17 protein-coding genes are annotated in these 16,771 nt (G+C 37.6%); 2 read left to right on the top strand and 15 right to left on the bottom strand.

Annotation, left to right across the window (positions count from 1 at the left end):
• Nucleotides 1–25: 25 nt before the first annotated feature.
• Complete coding sequence (locus tag HMPREF3116_RS00620; protein ID WP_168125732.1) at nt 26–346, bottom strand: OsmC family protein; 321 nt, start codon at nt 344–346, stop codon at nt 26–28.
• A 190-nt stretch (nt 347–536) separates the two neighbouring features.
• Entirely contained in the window at nt 537–995 is a 459-nt protein-coding gene (locus HMPREF3116_RS00625) for a PepSY domain-containing protein (protein WP_070466898.1), read from the bottom strand.
• 609 nt (nt 996–1,604) lie between these two features.
• Here HMPREF3116_RS00625 and HMPREF3116_RS00630 point away from each other — a divergent pair.
• Nucleotides 1,605–3,146 (top strand): metal ABC transporter solute-binding protein, Zn/Mn family, encoded by a 1,542-nt coding sequence (locus HMPREF3116_RS00630; protein ID WP_070466900.1) that lies wholly within the window; start codon nt 1,605–1,607, stop codon nt 3,144–3,146.
• A gap of 144 nt (nt 3,147–3,290) precedes the next feature.
• Here HMPREF3116_RS00630 and HMPREF3116_RS00635 read toward each other — a convergent pair whose 3' ends face one another.
• Nucleotides 3,291–3,752 (bottom strand): glutathione peroxidase, encoded by a 462-nt coding sequence (locus tag HMPREF3116_RS00635; protein WP_070466902.1) that lies wholly within the window; start codon nt 3,750–3,752, stop codon nt 3,291–3,293.
• A 272-nt stretch (nt 3,753–4,024) separates the two neighbouring features.
• On the opposite strand from HMPREF3116_RS00635, the gene HMPREF3116_RS00640 reads away from it, so the two are divergent.
• Nucleotides 4,025–4,747, top strand: coding sequence for a GntR family transcriptional regulator (locus HMPREF3116_RS00640; RefSeq protein WP_070466903.1), 723 nt, complete (start codon nt 4,025–4,027; stop codon nt 4,745–4,747).
• 46 nt (nt 4,748–4,793) lie between these two features.
• Here HMPREF3116_RS00640 and HMPREF3116_RS00645 read toward each other — a convergent pair whose 3' ends face one another.
• From HMPREF3116_RS00645 to HMPREF3116_RS00700, 12 genes are all read right to left on the bottom strand, one after another.
• Nucleotides 4,794–6,098, bottom strand: a complete 1,305-nt coding sequence (locus tag HMPREF3116_RS00645; protein WP_070466905.1) for an SLC13 family permease — start codon at nt 6,096–6,098, stop codon at nt 4,794–4,796.
• 44 nt (nt 6,099–6,142) lie between these two features.
• Nucleotides 6,143–7,027, bottom strand: coding sequence for an isocitrate lyase/PEP mutase family protein (locus HMPREF3116_RS00650; protein WP_070466907.1), 885 nt, complete (start codon nt 7,025–7,027; stop codon nt 6,143–6,145).
• 29 nt (nt 7,028–7,056) lie between these two features.
• On the bottom strand, nt 7,057–7,782 hold the full coding sequence (locus tag HMPREF3116_RS00655) for an isocitrate lyase/phosphoenolpyruvate mutase family protein (RefSeq protein ID WP_070466909.1): 726 nt from the start codon (nt 7,780–7,782) through the stop codon (nt 7,057–7,059).
• A 478-nt stretch (nt 7,783–8,260) separates the two neighbouring features.
• Nucleotides 8,261–8,899, bottom strand: coding sequence for a bifunctional phosphoribosyl-AMP cyclohydrolase/phosphoribosyl-ATP diphosphatase HisIE (gene hisIE, locus HMPREF3116_RS00660; RefSeq protein ID WP_070466910.1), 639 nt, complete (start codon nt 8,897–8,899; stop codon nt 8,261–8,263).
• A gap of 5 nt (nt 8,900–8,904) precedes the next feature.
• A complete protein-coding gene (gene hisF, locus HMPREF3116_RS00665; RefSeq protein WP_070466912.1) occupies nt 8,905–9,651 on the bottom strand; it encodes an imidazole glycerol phosphate synthase subunit HisF in 747 nt (248 codons plus the stop codon).
• A 3-nt stretch (nt 9,652–9,654) separates the two neighbouring features.
• Nucleotides 9,655–10,353 (bottom strand): HisA/HisF-related TIM barrel protein, encoded by a 699-nt coding sequence (locus HMPREF3116_RS00670; protein ID WP_070466913.1) that lies wholly within the window; start codon nt 10,351–10,353, stop codon nt 9,655–9,657.
• 67 nt (nt 10,354–10,420) lie between these two features.
• A complete protein-coding gene (gene hisB / locus HMPREF3116_RS00675; protein WP_070466915.1) occupies nt 10,421–10,999 on the bottom strand; it encodes an imidazoleglycerol-phosphate dehydratase HisB in 579 nt (192 codons plus the stop codon).
• The gene (locus HMPREF3116_RS00680) at nt 10,989–12,029 is read right to left on the bottom strand and encodes an aminotransferase class I/II-fold pyridoxal phosphate-dependent enzyme (RefSeq protein ID WP_070466917.1); all 1,041 of its coding nucleotides are present in this window, start codon (nt 12,027–12,029) and stop codon (nt 10,989–10,991) included. Before HMPREF3116_RS00680 ends, hisB begins: the two co-directional genes overlap by 11 nt.
• Nucleotides 12,030–12,033: 4 nt before the next feature.
• On the bottom strand, nt 12,034–13,284 hold the full coding sequence (gene hisD, locus HMPREF3116_RS00685; protein WP_070466919.1) for a histidinol dehydrogenase: 1,251 nt from the start codon (nt 13,282–13,284) through the stop codon (nt 12,034–12,036).
• Nucleotides 13,285–13,893 carry an ATP phosphoribosyltransferase gene (hisG, locus tag HMPREF3116_RS00690; RefSeq protein ID WP_070466921.1) on the bottom strand — a complete coding sequence of 203 codons (609 nt, stop codon included), beginning with the start codon at nt 13,891–13,893 and terminating at the stop codon, nt 13,285–13,287.
• Nucleotides 13,890–14,696, bottom strand: a complete 807-nt coding sequence (locus HMPREF3116_RS00695) for an ATP phosphoribosyltransferase regulatory subunit (protein ID WP_070466923.1) — start codon at nt 14,694–14,696, stop codon at nt 13,890–13,892. The genes hisG and HMPREF3116_RS00695 overlap by 4 nt, the downstream gene beginning before the upstream one ends.
• A 481-nt stretch (nt 14,697–15,177) precedes the next feature.
• Complete coding sequence (locus HMPREF3116_RS00700; RefSeq protein WP_070466925.1) at nt 15,178–16,629, bottom strand: MFS transporter; 1,452 nt, start codon at nt 16,627–16,629, stop codon at nt 15,178–15,180.
• Nucleotides 16,630–16,771 lie beyond the last annotated feature (142 nt).

Genomic DNA, 16,771 nt, shown 5'->3' on the forward strand with positions numbered 1-16,771 from the left:
GATCAATACTTTGTACAACTGGGCACTACTTGTGAATCATCTTAGTTGCCCGCTCAGCCCGCCCTTGATTTTCTTCAGCTACACTGACATACATGGTAATCGTGATTGCAGTAATAGGTCTAGCATTTTCATCGGAACGTTCATAATCAATTGCTACATCATGAAAAGTATAATCAATTTTAGAGTTATCCAAAATATTGCGATACACACCCGCCGAACAGCCCGCAACCGCTAGGATAAATGTATTTAAAGGTGAAAAACCAGTCTCTTTATTCAAAGGCCAATTGTTTCCCTGGTCATTCACAGCTTCTGGGCCTAAAGTGGCCATATTTAAATGTAAAGTCATCCATTCACTCCTCATTCAGCCAACTATATGCTTAATAATTTCATTATAGATAAGAATGCAAGAAAATACTAGCAAACAAGATTTGCTAAAAAGTATCATGATAAAATAAACTTCACTATATTCAATCTTTTCCTATAATTAAAAAAGGCGGCACCCATGAGTACCACCTCTTTTCACAACATACATTTTATTAGTCAACTTCAGCGTTTAAGATATTACCAGTTGTAGCATCAATATCATATTCAAATTCACGACCATCATCTAAAGTAAATTCAATTTCATAATGTGGTACGTCATCATAATCATCATCGTCGTCATCCACATCGTCTAATTCAATTTCTCGTTCAATTAATGCTTCTTCATTTGTACCGGCATCATCCAAGGCAACTTGCCATGCTTCATCTTCAGAAATAAATGCTCCTGAATTCGCTTGCTCAGCTTCACTAGAACTTGAGTCATTCGTCTCACTTTCAGCTGAAGTTGATGCTGAACTAGCCACTTCCTCTACACTATTATCATTTGAATTGGTTTCTTGGCTAGTCGTTTCCGTTGTTTCACTAGTGTTTGTATCCTCTTGACTCATGTTACCACATGCTGCAAGTAAGCATACTGAAGCAAATAATGTTAGCGCACTTGTTTTTAATTTCATGGAATCTCCCTTTCATTAAATACTGTGTCTACTACTTCCTTTAACATAATTGCTACCTTTTTTATACATGATAACATATAATCCTATTTCCTCAAGTGGCTGACTAGTTAAAAGTGATAAATGTCTAGTCTACAATCATCATAGACATTGATAAAAGATTGACTACCTTCGATGACACTTAAATCTATTTCACTATATTGATCCCCACTTGGTCGTCAGGCGCTACAACATACTCACTCCAGGGATCAATGGTAGCTGAGTGACCACCATATAAGTCGCCCTTATCATTCATTGTTCCTCTAGAATTGGCCGAAACAATCAATAGCTGATTTTCAATTTTCTCCTCCCAAATGAATCCTTTTTTATTATAAACGAGTGAACCTAGAAAGTAATTTAATGGGCGTCATGCCACAAAACATAAGCTCAAACCCTATATGAAAGTTTTTTCATGTAAGTTTTTGTTGACGACTTGTTTCAGCTTATGATAAATTAGCTATTATCAAATCGTAACGGTTACGATTTACCGATTTGCCCCTAGCTAAGGCAGATATGATTGGGTACCCAAATCAATGCGATGAAAGATTACTTTGGAAAAGAGGATGTGTTTTAATGAATAAAAGTTTGAAATTAGGCTTACTGAGCTTAACGGGTGCTGCCCTTTTAGCAGCTTGTGGCCAAACTGCTACTGAAGCAGATGCTAATAACGATGGCGATAAATTAGAAATTGCTACGACTATCTACCCAGTTTATGCCTTCACAAAAGAAATCGTTGGTGACCAAGCAGACGTCAGTTTAATGGTACCTGCTGGAACAGAAGCACATGACTATGAACCTTCTGCAAAACAACTTGCTGAGTTAAACGAATCAGACGCACTAATTTATCATAATGAAAATATGGAAACTTGGGTCCCTTCTGCAGAGTCAAGTATCAGTGATGATGTCAATATCATTAAAGGTACAGAAAATATGGTATTATTACCCGGATCTGAAGATGGCCATGACCATGATCACGACCACGATCACGATCATGAAGGACATTCACACGAATATGATCCGCATACGTGGGTTTCACCTTACTGTGCCAAAATGGAAGTTGCCTCTATTACCTCACAACTAAGTGAATTGTACCCAGATATGGCTGAAGAATTTCAGGCAAATGCAGATGCTTATATGGAAGAGTTAACAGAATTAGACAATTTATATACCGAAGCATTAGAAAATGCTAGTCGTAAAGATTTTGTGACTTCTCATACTGCCTTTTCATACTTAGCTGTTGATTATGGTTTAAATCAAATTGGGATTGCAGGATTAACACCTGATGAGGAACCATCTGCAGCTCGTTTAGCAGAACTAGCTGACTATGTAAAAGAAAATGATATTCAATACATCTACTATGAAGAAGCTGGTTCAGACAGTATGGCAAAAACTTTAGCTGATGAAGCTGGCGTTGAAATGGCTGTCTTAAATCCGCTAGAAAGTCTATCACAAGAGGCGATGGATAATGGTGCTGATTATATTTCTGTTATGAAAGAAAATTTAACTGAATTACAAAAAACCACTGATTTACCAGCAACTGATAAGCAAGCTGATGATAAAGACGAAGAGGTTGAAAAAACAGTTTACAATGGTTACTTTAAAGATAGTGATGTAGCTGACCGTACCTTATCTGATTATGCTGGTGAATGGCAATCTGTCTATCCACTATTAGAAGACGGTAGCTTAGATCAAGTCTTTGATTACAAAGCAAAATTAAACGATGGTATGACAGCTGAAGAATATAAAGCATATTATACAACAGGTTATGAAACTGACGTGGACCATATTAACATCACTGACAATACCATTGAGTTTATTGTCGATGGTGAAAGTAAAACATTCGAATATAAATATGCTGGGTATGAAATTTTAGACTACGAAAAAGGTAACCGTGGTGTTCGTTTCTTATTTGAAACTGATGACCCAGAAGCAGGCGAGTTTAAATATGTCCAATTCTCAGACCATAATATTGCACCAACAAAAACTGGTCACTACCATATTTTCTGGGGTGGCGAATCACAAGAAGCCCTTCTAGAAGAAATGGACCACTGGCCAACATACTATCCAACAAACATGGATAACTTAGAAATCGCACAAGAAATGATGGCACATTAAAACAAACATATTGCTTACTTGTAAGAAACTATGCCAACATTATCAGGGCTATCTGGGAGGTGGTCGTCCACGATTTTAACCATTTTACCCATACATCAATAAAAAGGAAGATCTGCTTTAAAACAGATCTTCCTTTTTCTATTTTTAAAGATTCGCTTTTATATCTGCTTCAATATCTTCCGGTGGTGTAGTTGGGGCGTAACGTTTAACAAAGTTACCCTGACGGTCAACTAAAAATTTAGTATAATTCCATTTAACAAATCCATCTCCTGAAGCCCTCTTTAAATAAGAAAATAACGGTGCTGTTTTAGGACCATTTACGGATACTTTATCAAACATAGGAAAAGTTGTACCAAAGTCTAATGCGCAAGCTTCTTTAGCACCTTTCCCATCCTCAGGCGACTGCATAAAGGAATTTGACGGAAAGCCCAACACTTTAAACCCTTCATCTTGATAGGTTTGGTATAAAGATTCAAGACCCATTAATTGACTTGCTAAACCGCATTTAGTCGCTATGTTTACAATAAGTAATAAGTCACCTTCATAATCTGCTAAACTGATAGATTTTCCATTAACATCTTTTACTTGATAATCATATATTGTCATAATCTACCTCCTTCAATATATAGTGGAAATTAAAACATACTATGTAGAACTTAACGTAAATCATACGCTTTTTTACCCTTAAATGCGAATAATCCTCTTTATACAAGGCCTGTTTATGAAGATATATAGGTCATGTGCTATCTTTTACTTATCAATTTCACTTGAGAAACTTTAATTATACGGTGGTGCATCTTTTTATACCCTAACCATTTGCAAATGTAAGAGCTTTCATGTTATAATATATCAAATATCTAAGAGGGGTTTTTGATAATATGGCAAAATACGAAGAAGTAGCTAGCGCTTTAGTCCGCTACATTAATGACAATGATTTAAGTGCAGATGATAAATTACCCAGTATTCAAGAAATGGTCGATTACTACCAAGTAAGTAAAAATACCGTTTTATCTGCTTTAAATGATTTAGAGAAGCAAGGTTTAATCTATCAAGTACGCGGATCAGGCGTGTACGTACGTGGTAACCAACGCAAAGGTTATATCAACCTATTAAATCTGGGTGGTTTTAACTCTACTTTGAGTCAATTCAAAGTAGACTCGAAAATTTTATCTTTATCTCTCATCGCACCGCCTGAAGAAGCGGTAGAAAATTTAAAAATCGCTGATCCTTCTAAGACAAAAGTTTATTATGTCAGACGGATTCGTTATATTGAGGGCCGTCCTTTCTGTATTGAGGAGTCTTATTTTGATAAAGATATCATTCCTTATTTAAGTGAAGAGATCGCATCAAATTCCATATTTGATTATATTACAGAAGATTTAGAAATCCCTATTGGCTATGGTGACCATTTTCTTCGTGTGGGGAAACTGAAATCTGAACATGCCGAACACTTAAACTTAGCTAAGGGTGACCCTTGTTTAAAAACCGAATCCATTTTCCATCTAAATAATGGCAAACCATTCGACTATTCGAAAGTTATCTACCACTTTGAAGAAACACAATTCTTTATCCAAGGTGCTAGCACCCAATATCGCTATTAATAACCAGGAAAAAAGGACGCGTTTGACCGTGTCCTTTTTAACTTGACTAAATACTATGAATAATAGATAAGGTGAGGGCTGTTAAGGCCGCTGACCCGACTGTAAATGGTGTAACCTTAAATAATAAGGTGTTATACAAGTTTTTTTGATCTGCACCGTAGTAACCTGAAGAAGCCAAAAGTAAGCTTCCTCCATCTGAGAATGGCGTAACGGTTGCCGCGAAACCACCAATAATTATACAAACTGCCATAATGGTTGGACTCCAACCAGTTGTCGCATACAATGCTGGTAAAGTTGTAAAGAATAATGGTGCGATAACACCAATCGTTGAAGAAAAGATTGACATACAGCCACAAAGTAAAGCAATCGTTACTGGAATGATTGGCCATGGCACATAAGAGATTAAAGCAGCTAGCGACTCAGTAATTCCTACTTGAACCCCAACGCCAATCAATAAAGAAATGCCACAGGTCATCCAAATCACTGACCAAGGTGTTCGGTTTAATACTTTCTGTCCGTCAGCCAATTCAAACATATAGGCAATTACACCAAATACTATCCCCACTAAACCTAGGTTTAATGAATCACTAATCGAGGCAATGAATGGAATTCCCCCACTTGTAAAGTTATTGACGATTGGAAAAACAAGCATGGTCAAAATAAATATTGTCATTAAAATGAATGTTTGCTTTTGTTTCTTATTCAGTGCTTCTGGTTCTACCAATTCGACTTGTTTATATGCTTCATTTTTTCGATCTTTAAACATGAGAAATAATAGGAGTAGTATTGGATAGATAGTAGATACAGTAAATAGTTGCCATGAAATGACTGAAGACATATCAGCAAAACCTGTGGATGCGATTAAACCTTGTACAATTGCACCTAAGGGGCCAAATGGGCATAAACCACCAGCAAGCGCCCCTTCAATTACAGCAATGGCGATAATTCGCGTATCTAAATTATTTTCTTTAGCAATATTAAGCGCTAAAAAGCCGACAATTGGTACAGCGCCCCAAATTGACCCACCCAAACCTGAAATGAGGGCAGAAGCGAAAAAGAATCCGAACGGTAACCAAAATAAATGGTCTTTAAAGGCATAAATTAAGTGATGACCAATAATTTCCAAAGTCCCATTCTCATTAGCAAAATTGAAGAAGAAGGAGACCCCAAAAATCATCATAAATAATTCAACTGGCCACAAGGTAAAAATCTCATCTGGACTTAATCCAATCATGAAAGAACCAATGAAGTATGCAAATACGACGCCAATTATCCCTGCATTCACATCAAATTTTTCCCCCAAAAAGATTGCCAGTATAATTGCAACAATGATTAACAACATATAAGTCATTCGATTCCCTCATTTCATTTCGTTTTTGATTGCTTAACTTAGGTCTAATCCATATATTTCAACATATTTTCTGGCGCATAAGCAGCATCGCACTGATTTACGTCATCTAAACCAATGAATTCATTAAATTCATCAAAAGTTATCATCTTATCTTGATAATTTCTTGTCGTGCCTTCATTTCGCAAGGTTTGTAGTAAATTTTTCTCCGTATAAGCTTGCGCATAAGTTAAAGCAGTTGGATATACGATAATATTGAAACCAAGTTTTTCTAGTTCCGAAGTCTTCGTTAATGGTGTTAGACCACCCTCAATCATATTGGCCATCATAAAGGTATCTGGGAGGGCTTTATGAACGTCTTCAAATTCTTCAAAACTTCTTGGGGATTCAATAAAAATTAAATCCGCACCAGCAGACTTATAACGACGGCTACGTTCAATAGCTTCTTCTAGATCATACACCGTACGTGCATCTGTCCGTGACATGATGAGGAAATCATCATTTTTACGGGTAGCTACAGCAACTTTAATTTTTTCTTCTAGGGTTTCTGTTGGTTCAACTTGTTTACCTGACATATGACCGCAACGTTTTGGCCAAACTTGGTCTTCAATAAAGATGCCCGCAGCACCAATTGCTTCATAATTTTCAACCGTACGGCGTACATTTTCCAAGTCACCATAACCAGTATCAGCATCTGCAAATACAGGAATATTCACTGCATTAATAATGTCTCTAGTCCGCTCTAGTGATTTACCAAAGTCCGTTATGCCACGATCCGGCATGGCAAAAGCTGAGGCACTAGTGGCATACCCGGCAGAAAAGACAGCGTCAAATCCTAATTTTTCAGCGATCTTTGCTGCTAAAGCATCCGGTGCTACCGGTAGCTGTATCGCTTTACCCGAGTAAATATGATCTTTAAATTGCTTACGCATTTTTTCGTTTTTAACATAGCTACCTTCCTTTACTTTAATAAGTCTGACATGGCAGTTTCAAGCGCTTGGTGAGCGGCTAAAGCGAGATTACCTAAATCTAGATAACCATAAAAATGATCACTTTCGATGGCTTTAGCTTGTTGACCTGGTTTTAAGGTTGCCAATAAAGGTAATGGTAATGCTTCTTGGGCTAAAGCCTCTAAGTCTGCTTCATCATAGTGGTCTAAGATAACAGCTTTAGCACCAGCATTGTATGCATAACGTGCTCGCTTCTTAAAGCCTTCTATTCCGTACTCATGCAAACCTTCTAGCCGAACCCAAATTTCAATCGCCGGATTTTCAATACCATCAAGTCCTGCACGAATTTTCCCAATAAAGTCTTCCGCAGTCGTTATAGCTGGTTGGTCAGTGTGATGTGCTGGGTATTTTTGGTCTGATAAAATCATGATATCTGCACCCGAACGTTCCAATTCCTTAGCAGCATAGTAAGTGTTTAGAGGATTTCCAAATCCTGATTGTAGGTCTAACAACAAGGGTTGCGTCTTCTTCAAACCCAAGCTAAAAGCATAATTTTTATATTCAGTAATCGACAACAGTCCTTGATCAGCCTCCGCAATTAAATGGTCAGTGGTTAATTGACCAGATAGAAAGATGGCTAATGATTTACTGTTGGCTAACATTTGAAAAGTATGCCCATCGCCACAAGCAGGGATAATTGCTTGTTTTTCTTGTTTTAAATCTGTTAATAATGTCATTGAAAATCCTCCTAATCACTACTACAAGCCTCTATATACATTACTAGTGACAATTTGATTCGTCTTATCTTTATTGTGCCTAGTTATCTATATTTTTTAGTAAATAAAAAAAGCGCCCTTTGACTGGTTAAGTCAAAGGGCGCTTTTCGCACGGTACCACCTTTAATTTTTCTAATAATTGGTTAGACTATTAGACTCAGGTTGACGGAAATTCTTTTCGATCAACTGGCATTTTAACGGCAGCACCCGGTAAACACTCAACCACCTCTTTGATGGATCGCATTTACAGCTCAAAGTCTACTTTTCAATTAGGGTTTGTCATACCTTCTCAACAACTGGTACTTTCTGTGCACAAACTGCTAACTTACTTCTACTTTTCAACGCATCAACTTGTTTTATTTACTGACATTAGTATATTAAGATTTATGATAATTGTCAACATAATTTTTAATTCTTTTCTATTTTAATTCATTTTAATCTAATAATTTTCGATTATTTTACGTTCAGAATAGGTATGTTCCTGTCCATGACGCACTTTTAATAATGCTTCAATATCTGATAAAGATAAGCCTCTTTCAACCAATAATACACATAAATGATAGAGAAGGTCACTGGTTTCCGCTATGAGTTCTTCATTCCCTTGACCAGCTGCGGCATTTTTTGCTGCAATTACCACTTCTATCATTTCTTCGCCACATTTTTTTAGAATCTTATCTAAACCTTTAGTGATTAGGTAGTTGGTGTAAGACCCTTCTTGTGGATTCGCTATTTTATCAGCTACCGTATTTTCTAAAATACTTAAGTTAAAATAATCATCTCCAAAACAGGATTGACTACCAGTATGACAGGTTGGACCAGTGGGACGAACTTGAACCAACAGTGTATCTTCGTCACAGTCTCGGTCTATTTTCACCACTTCCTGGACATTTCCAGAACTTTCACCTTTTTTCCAAAGGCGCTCTTTAGATCGCGAATAAAACCATGCAACACCCTCGCTGACAGTCCGTTCATATGCTTCATGGTTCATATAGCCTAACATGAGGACTTGTTTAGTTCGATAGTCTTGTAATATAGCTGGAACTAGTCCGCCATTTTTACTAAAATCAATTGCTGTCATTCTCTTCAGTCAATCCCTTCTGCTATAAGACCTGCTTTTAAATCTTCAATCGCTACTTCACCTTTGTGGAAGATAGAAGCTGCTAAACCAGCATCAATATTTGTTTGTTGGAATAATTCGATAAAATCGGCAATACTACTTGCACCACCCGATGCAATAATCGGAATGGCTACTGCTTCAGAAGCTAATTTTAAGAAAGGAATGTCAAAACCAGTGTAGGCACCATCAGTATCAATTGATGTGATTAATAAGGCGCCCGCACCACGTTTTTCACATTCCATACACCATTCAAGTGCAGGCCAATCCATTTGATTTTGTCCAGCGTTTGTATAGACAAAATAATCGCCTTTGGCATCGTCATAAGCCATATCAACAGCGATTGTGATGGCTTCTGAACCGAATTTTGCTACTGCTTCATTGATAAAATCTGGATTTTTAACAGCTGCAGAGTTAATCCCAACCTTACTAGCACCGGCATCAAGAGCTGCTTGAATATCTTCAATCGAAGCAATCCCACCCCCAACTGTTAGGGGAATATCAATCACATTAAAGACATCAGTAATCATTTGCGTACGTAATTTATGGCCATCTGACGTTTTAGTAATATCTAGTATGACCAATTCGTCCGCTCCAGCATCCGAATATTTTTTTGCAAAATCAACTGGATCACCTAATGCTTTTACTTCTACAAAGTGAACCCCTTTTACTAACTCACCGTCTTTTGTATCTAAACATGGAATAATCTTTTTCATCGTTTACAATCCTTCCCAAAAACTTGGATTCTGTGCAGCTTTTCCAACAATTGCCTGCCTAATCCCTTGTGCTTCAAGGGCATCTAAATCATGACGATCTCTCACACCTCCAGAAGCCACAACTAGGTGTTTGGTCATTCTTTGGATTTGGCCGGTCTTTTCCACATTAGGTCCAGCTTCCATACCATCTTTATAAATATCGGTATAAATAATGCCAGCAATCGCTAAGTCTGCGATTGCTTCTAAATATTCTTGAATATAGCGACCGGATGCTTCTTTCCAGCCATTGATATAAATGGCGTCGTCCTTGCAGTCTAAACCAACATAAATACGACCAGGATATTTATTTACTGCTTTAGTTAACCAAGGAACATCCATGATCGCTCTAGTACCCAAAATGAAGTAATCGATGCCCAGTTTGTCATATAATGCTATGGTCTTTAAGTCACGGATACCCCCTCCTATTTCTAAGGGAATATCGGTTAATGCTTTCAATCCTTCAACTGTTTCACCTTCAATAGCTGCTTGTTTTAAAGCCCCCATTAAGTCCACCACATGAATTCTACTGACCTGTGGAAACTGGCTATAGTAGGTTACTGCTTCGGCTGCTGACATAGGCATGACAACTTGCTTATCATAATCGCCTTGTTGCAGGCGGACACTTTTACCATTAATCAGATCAATTGCGGGGATAATTTCCATGAATAATAACCTCCTTTATTCAAATGTTTAGACATCGTATTTTCAAGTCTTAATAATTGCTACTTCATTACTGGATTAACCCTTTTGATGATGGTACGCCACCGCTTGTTTCTCTCAAGGTAATTTTTAAGGCACGGCCAAATGCTTTAAATATCCCCTCAATTTCATGATGTGTATTCCCATTTTTCAATAAATCAATATGTAAGGTTATGCGCCCGTTCATTGCTACTGCATTAAAAAATTCTTTAACAAGCTCTGTATCAAAACTACCAACCTTAGCCGCTGAAAATGTTGCATCATATACCAACACCGGTCTACCCGATAGGTCTAATACAACTCTTGCAAGGGTTTCGTCCATAGGTAAAAAGTAAGCCCCATATCTTTCATATGATGGGAGCATTTGGTACAAGTCACGTATGGCTTCACCAAGCAAAATACCAATATCTTCTGTAACGTGGTGGTCATCTACCCAAGTATCCCCTCTGGCTTCTACATATAGATCAAGACCTGAATGAAAGCTAAATAAGGTCAACATGTGGTCTAGAAAACCAACACCTGTATGGATACTTGTTTCACCTGTACCATCTGATTTGGCTATTCCTAGTTTAATTTGGGTTTCTAGAGTATTTCGTTCTTTAATTTCCAAGTTTTTCCCTCCATGCTTTAATTGTTGCCTTTAACCTCGGATAATCAGCTATATCAACCACTGAATATCTTGCTGCATTAGCCATTTTTCCTTCAGTATACTTACGGCCAATAAAACCATTATCTGCTAAAAATTTATCCAAATTGGGCACGAGTTCACCAAAAATAAAGACAAAATTAGTTGCTGACGGCATAACAGTCACCAAATCAGCTACTTGATCAAATGCTGCTATTAATTCAGTTTGAATATTTCTTTGATAAGCGACCCACTCGTCCAAACGGTGGCTATCTTCGAATAATTTATATGCAAGATTTAAAGAGACACTATTCATTGGATAAGGATGGTTAATTTCTTTTAATTTCTCAAAGCGTGCCCCCTGTCCAATCGCTAACCCTATTCGTAAACCTGCTACCCCATAAATTTTAGAGAGCGTTCGAATATATAGTACATTCAGATTTTTGGGTCGCTGATAGTTTTGTCCAAATTCTATATAGGCTTCATCAATCACAAAGGTAATATCTCTAAACTCTGTTTCATCTGCTAACTTTTGTAAGAAAGCTGGTTGAAATTGTTGACCCGTCGGATTTTGTGGGTTAGATATAAAAAATAAAGATGGTTGGTATTGGTCTAGGGCCTGGATAATTTTACGCAAATCAAAGGTAAAATCTGCTTCACTAGCTACTTTATAAAAAGGGAAACCCAACTGGTTAGTATAGTCTTCATACATGAAGAAGTCAGGATCTAAAGCTAAAACGCCCTCGTGTCCAAATTGGATAATCAATTTTTGAATCCACTCGTCTGACCCATTAGCCACTGCAACATTCTTAGGGTCAAAGCCAGCGTAATTAGCATATGCTGAGATAAAATCTGCTTCTTCATTTTCGGGATACTGGTTAAAAGCTGTGTTTAATACCGCATCCACAATATCTTGGTCAGATAAGGGACGTATCGGAGAAGTATTGCGGTTCATCACCACAGTATCTCCACCTTGAGCCACTTCAACTGTTTTTAAATATTCTTCTGTCTTCATAAACTTATACTTCCTTTCGAATGGCAATTGATTTAGCGTGACAGTCTAGCCCTTCAGCATCTGCCATCATTTGTGCAGCTGGTCCAATTGTTTGATAGGTCTCTTTTGACGTATGAATAATCGCGTGTGAAGTTCGGAAATCATTGGCTGTTAAGCCATGAGAAAATCGTGCCGTCCCCCCAGTGGGTAGGACATGTGAAGGACCAGCTACATAATCACCGATAGCTTCCATTGCATATACCCCCTTAAAAACTGCACCGGCATATTTTATTTGTTGAACAATTGCATCCTGGTCACGGTGTTGAATGGAAACATGTTCTGGGGCAATAGCATTCAATACTGCAATCAATCGCTCTCTAGTATCGGCAATGGCATAATGGTTATTGGTAATAGAAGCCTGTATAATATCCGCTCTTGCTTGGCTTGGTAACAAAGCTTGCATACGGTCAGCTATTTTATCTAAAAAGCTTTCTGATTCACATAATAAGAAAGTTCGCGCATCCTGGTCATGTTCTGCTTGAGCGAAAATATCATATACAATGGCATCAACCGGTGTTGTTTCATCAACGTATAATAGGATTTCACTTGGCCCAGCAATCGCATCTATAGACACATCTCCATTCACCAAACGTTTAGCGGTAGCTACATAAGCATTCCCCGGTCCACAAATTTTGTCCACTTGAGGGATGGTTTCAGTCCCATAAGCCATGGCCGCAATAGCCTGTGCCCCACCAATAGCGTAAACATTATCTCGGATACCACATAAGTATAGAGCAGCGAAAGTCACTGATTCTTCCGTAAAAACAGGTGTTGTCACTACTAAATTTTCTACACCCGCAACAAGCGCTGGCACTACCGTCATCAAAACTGTTGACGGATACAAGGCTTTACCACCAGGAATATAAAAGCCTGCGCTTTCTAAGGCATGATAAACATATGAAATTTCATCCCCGTTCCTATCCGAGTATAGGGAGGCCTGTTCATAGCGTTCAATTCGTTCCTTAGCAACCCGTAAAGCTGCTTTTAAAGTCGGATCTAAATGATCCCAAGATGCTTTTAAACGCTCAAGCGAAACTTTAAAATCTTCTGGATTCGTATAGGATTGCCCGTCAAATTGGTTGGTATAGTCAATCACCGCTTGATCGCCATCCTTACGCACAGCTTGTATCATTTCCTGTACAGCGAATAAACGGTCTACGTCTACTTTATCTGAATCTTTTTTAGCAAATATTGCTTGAAAATCTGCTACTTTCATTTAAACCACCTCAATTTCCCGCATAAAACTGTAAATCTCCATCTCTTTAGTATAGAAAGATTGTTTATTGGCAAGTAGCCTTGCTTGTACCGGTAAAATCGTTTTATACTCTTCAAGCTCATTTTCTTTAAGTGTTGTCCCCGTCTGCACAATATCTACAATCGCATCAGCCAATCCTAAGATAGGCGCTAATTCAACAGAACCATTTAGGAAAACTAAGGATACATCCTGTTTCGCTTGATTAAAGTACTTACGGGTAATATTTGGAAAGGATGTCGCCACCACCTTGATATCAGATTCTGACATATATTTTGGACCAGCCATGGCCAAGCGACATTGACCAAATGGTAATTCAGAGACATTTAACACATTGAATAATTGTTCAGCAATCGTATCCGACCCCACAACACCTAAGTCAGCAACCCCTTGTTCCACATAAGTGGGCACATCTTTTCCTTTGACAAAAATAAACCTTACCCCACCAACTTCACGAAAAAGATCACGACCACCATCTATCAACGCATTTGCATATTCATCTAAATGCTTGTCGGCCAAAAATTGATTAAAGGAACGATAAACTCGCCCCTTCGCAAGCGCTACTGTAATCATAAGAATCCTCCTTTGGACAAATTCAAACCAATACCAAACCAACCGTTAGCATACTGACCACCTGAAAAGGTTGGTTTAGAATTACCTTGTAAAAAAGCTTGAAAATATAAGCCATTGTAGTATTTTTGTGGCGACCGGAATGATAAATCAAGAATCATTTTCGTGTTTCGCTTCTCAAGCATGTCTTTAAGCAAATAAATCACAGCCATTTCCTCTGTATCGCCAAAATCTTTCTTCACTAAATCAAATTGTGCTGATACCGGCTTAGCCATTAATCTATAGAAATCATGGTCCTTACCAATGCTATTCCCCAAAGCCGACAAATTCTTTTCAATAACATACCCTTTAATTTCAGGTCCAAAAGCAAACTTTTCCATGTATTTGTCTAAGATTTCCTCATTGTTCACAACAATCATATTAAAAGCCGGTTGACTCATTTTTTCAACGAAATCCAAATGTAGTTCTATGGTATTTGCCATTTGCGACGCATTTGGTTCTACTAACTCAACACCAGCTTGATAGGTGGATTGGTGGTCCCTAACCATTGGACCGTAATAAGCAAAATTATCTTGTTGTAAATCATAAGCTTTCATGTAATTTAAAATCGACCGTGTCCAATCACTTCGAATAGCATAAAGTTGCCCTTCTTTTTCAAAAACGATATTACTGGGGTACTCTGCCTTGCCGTCACCATCAAAAGGTTCTACCATATTTAAATCAATTAATTGAAAACCTGCGTTTGAAACTGTTTCAAGGTAATCTCTTGCGAGTGAAATTCGTTGTAATACGTACGATGTTGCCATGTTGCCCTCCCCTAAAGGTTTCATATCATAAAAAAAACGCCCTCAATCCATTTCTGGATCAAGGACGTCGAAACGTGTTCCCACCTTAATTTGTTATAAACTCACGCCTATAACCTCATTGACTAAACTTTACATAGTTAGTCTAGTGATAACGGTACTACCGGACTTAGTGTCATTTAAGTAAAGGTGTGTCTTCATAGGAGACATTATCTGTTCACAGCGGCCACAGACTCTCTGGAAATGTTGTTCCTATCTCTTATTCTTTACTATTCTCTCTTGATGGTCACAATATTAAAATGTTAAAATTAAAAAGTCAAGTGAATTCTAATAAAACTCTAATAATTAGTTTATCTCTAGTAAAATTTATAAATATTAGTTTTTGCCTATCATGATTGTAAAAAGTAAATGATTAACTGATAAAAGGGTTGTGACATTCTCAGTCACAACCCTTTTTGGTCAATATTATGCTTGAAGAAAATAATTACCCTTTTCTTGCTGAAATTTGTGCTTGCACATCTATCATTTTCTGTTTATTTAGCGGGTAACGAGAAATTAAGAACAATGCAATCGATCCAAGAATTGCGGGTACGATAATTAATAAAATTGTCCCCGCTGTGAATAAAGCTGGCGATAATGCTTCATCTGGGCCTGGATAACCATCTGTATAACCAATACCGATCATCAACCAACCGATTACAATCGGTGCTAGCGATGTAGAAATTGAGTCAGTTAGCGAGAAGATAGTACCGATTAAGCCTGATACAAAACGTCCTGAACGAGCCGTTTCATAGTCAGAAATATCCGCAGCCATAGTTAATACGACTGAAGATGGATAAGTTCCAGCAATCTTGAAACCGATATAACCAATAGAGAATAGGACCATTGCTAACCCACCATTAGCAAATATTTCTCGTGTGTCTGCTGAAGTGAATAAAATTACACCCATTAAAGCCACAGAAGTTAACATGGTGATTAATGATAAAACATATGCATTTTTTAACGAAGTCCTTGAAGCTATTGTTGTAAATCCCGCCACAATTAGTAAGTTCGGAATAATCTGAATTAACCCTAAAGTACCTGAGATACCATAATTTCCTAAGATGATCCCAAAAACTAGGACTACAAATACTTGATCCCCAATTAAAGTAGTTAAGAATTTAACCAAGGCTGAAGTTAATGCCAGAATTTGTAGCGGACCATTCCCTTTGATGACTGACCAATAGTCTTTGATAGACTTCGTTTCAACTGTCGATTCACCTAAACCAAAGAAGGCTTGATTATCTTTACGCGAAATACCAATCATCGCAAGGATTGTTAAAACAAAAGAAATCACACAAATACCAATAATAAATTCAGTAAAGAAGGCTAAATTAAATTCACCACCATGACGAGGAGATAACCAATTAGCGACTATCATTTGCCCTACTGCAAAGATACCGATTGAAGAAAAAATAGTGTCATAAATAGAGAATAAAGGTCTTTGTTTAGGATTATTGGTTAATGCGGGTTGTGCCGCTTTCGTGACTGTTTGTTGGAATGAGTAAACAATTTTATGGAAAATAAGGCCCACAAAATATATACCATATTTCAACGAACCCTCAAATTGATGGGTGGAGAATAATAAAGCAAATGATAATAGCAAACCGATATTTGAGATAAGCATAATTGGACGGAACCGTCCCCATTTTGTATCAATATGATCCATGATAACCCCAATCATAGGATCAATTAAGCCGTCAAATAAACGTGCCGCACCTAATAATGACGATACGGTAAAGGTTGCAAAACCTGCAATACCAGTTGCATAGTATGTTAAGAATCCAAATGCGAATAAGTATAAGTTAGACGCAGAGTTATTCAATGAAAATAATGCAATTTCCCACTGCTTTGCATTATGATATTGCGCTTGTGGCGCATTTACATTTTGAGCCATTCTTTTCTTCCTCTTCTGTTGAACAACGACTAGTAACTGACAACATATGCTTCGCGAAAGCTGGTGTTTGAAGTAGTCCAAAGAATGTAAACGATCGCATTTTTGTTTAAAATTTTTTTCTTTGCATACTTCAAACTTTCAA

This window comes from Aerococcus sp. HMSC10H05, assembly GCF_001806975.1.
Lineage (GTDB): Bacteria > Bacillota > Bacilli > Lactobacillales > Aerococcaceae > Aerococcus > Aerococcus viridans_B.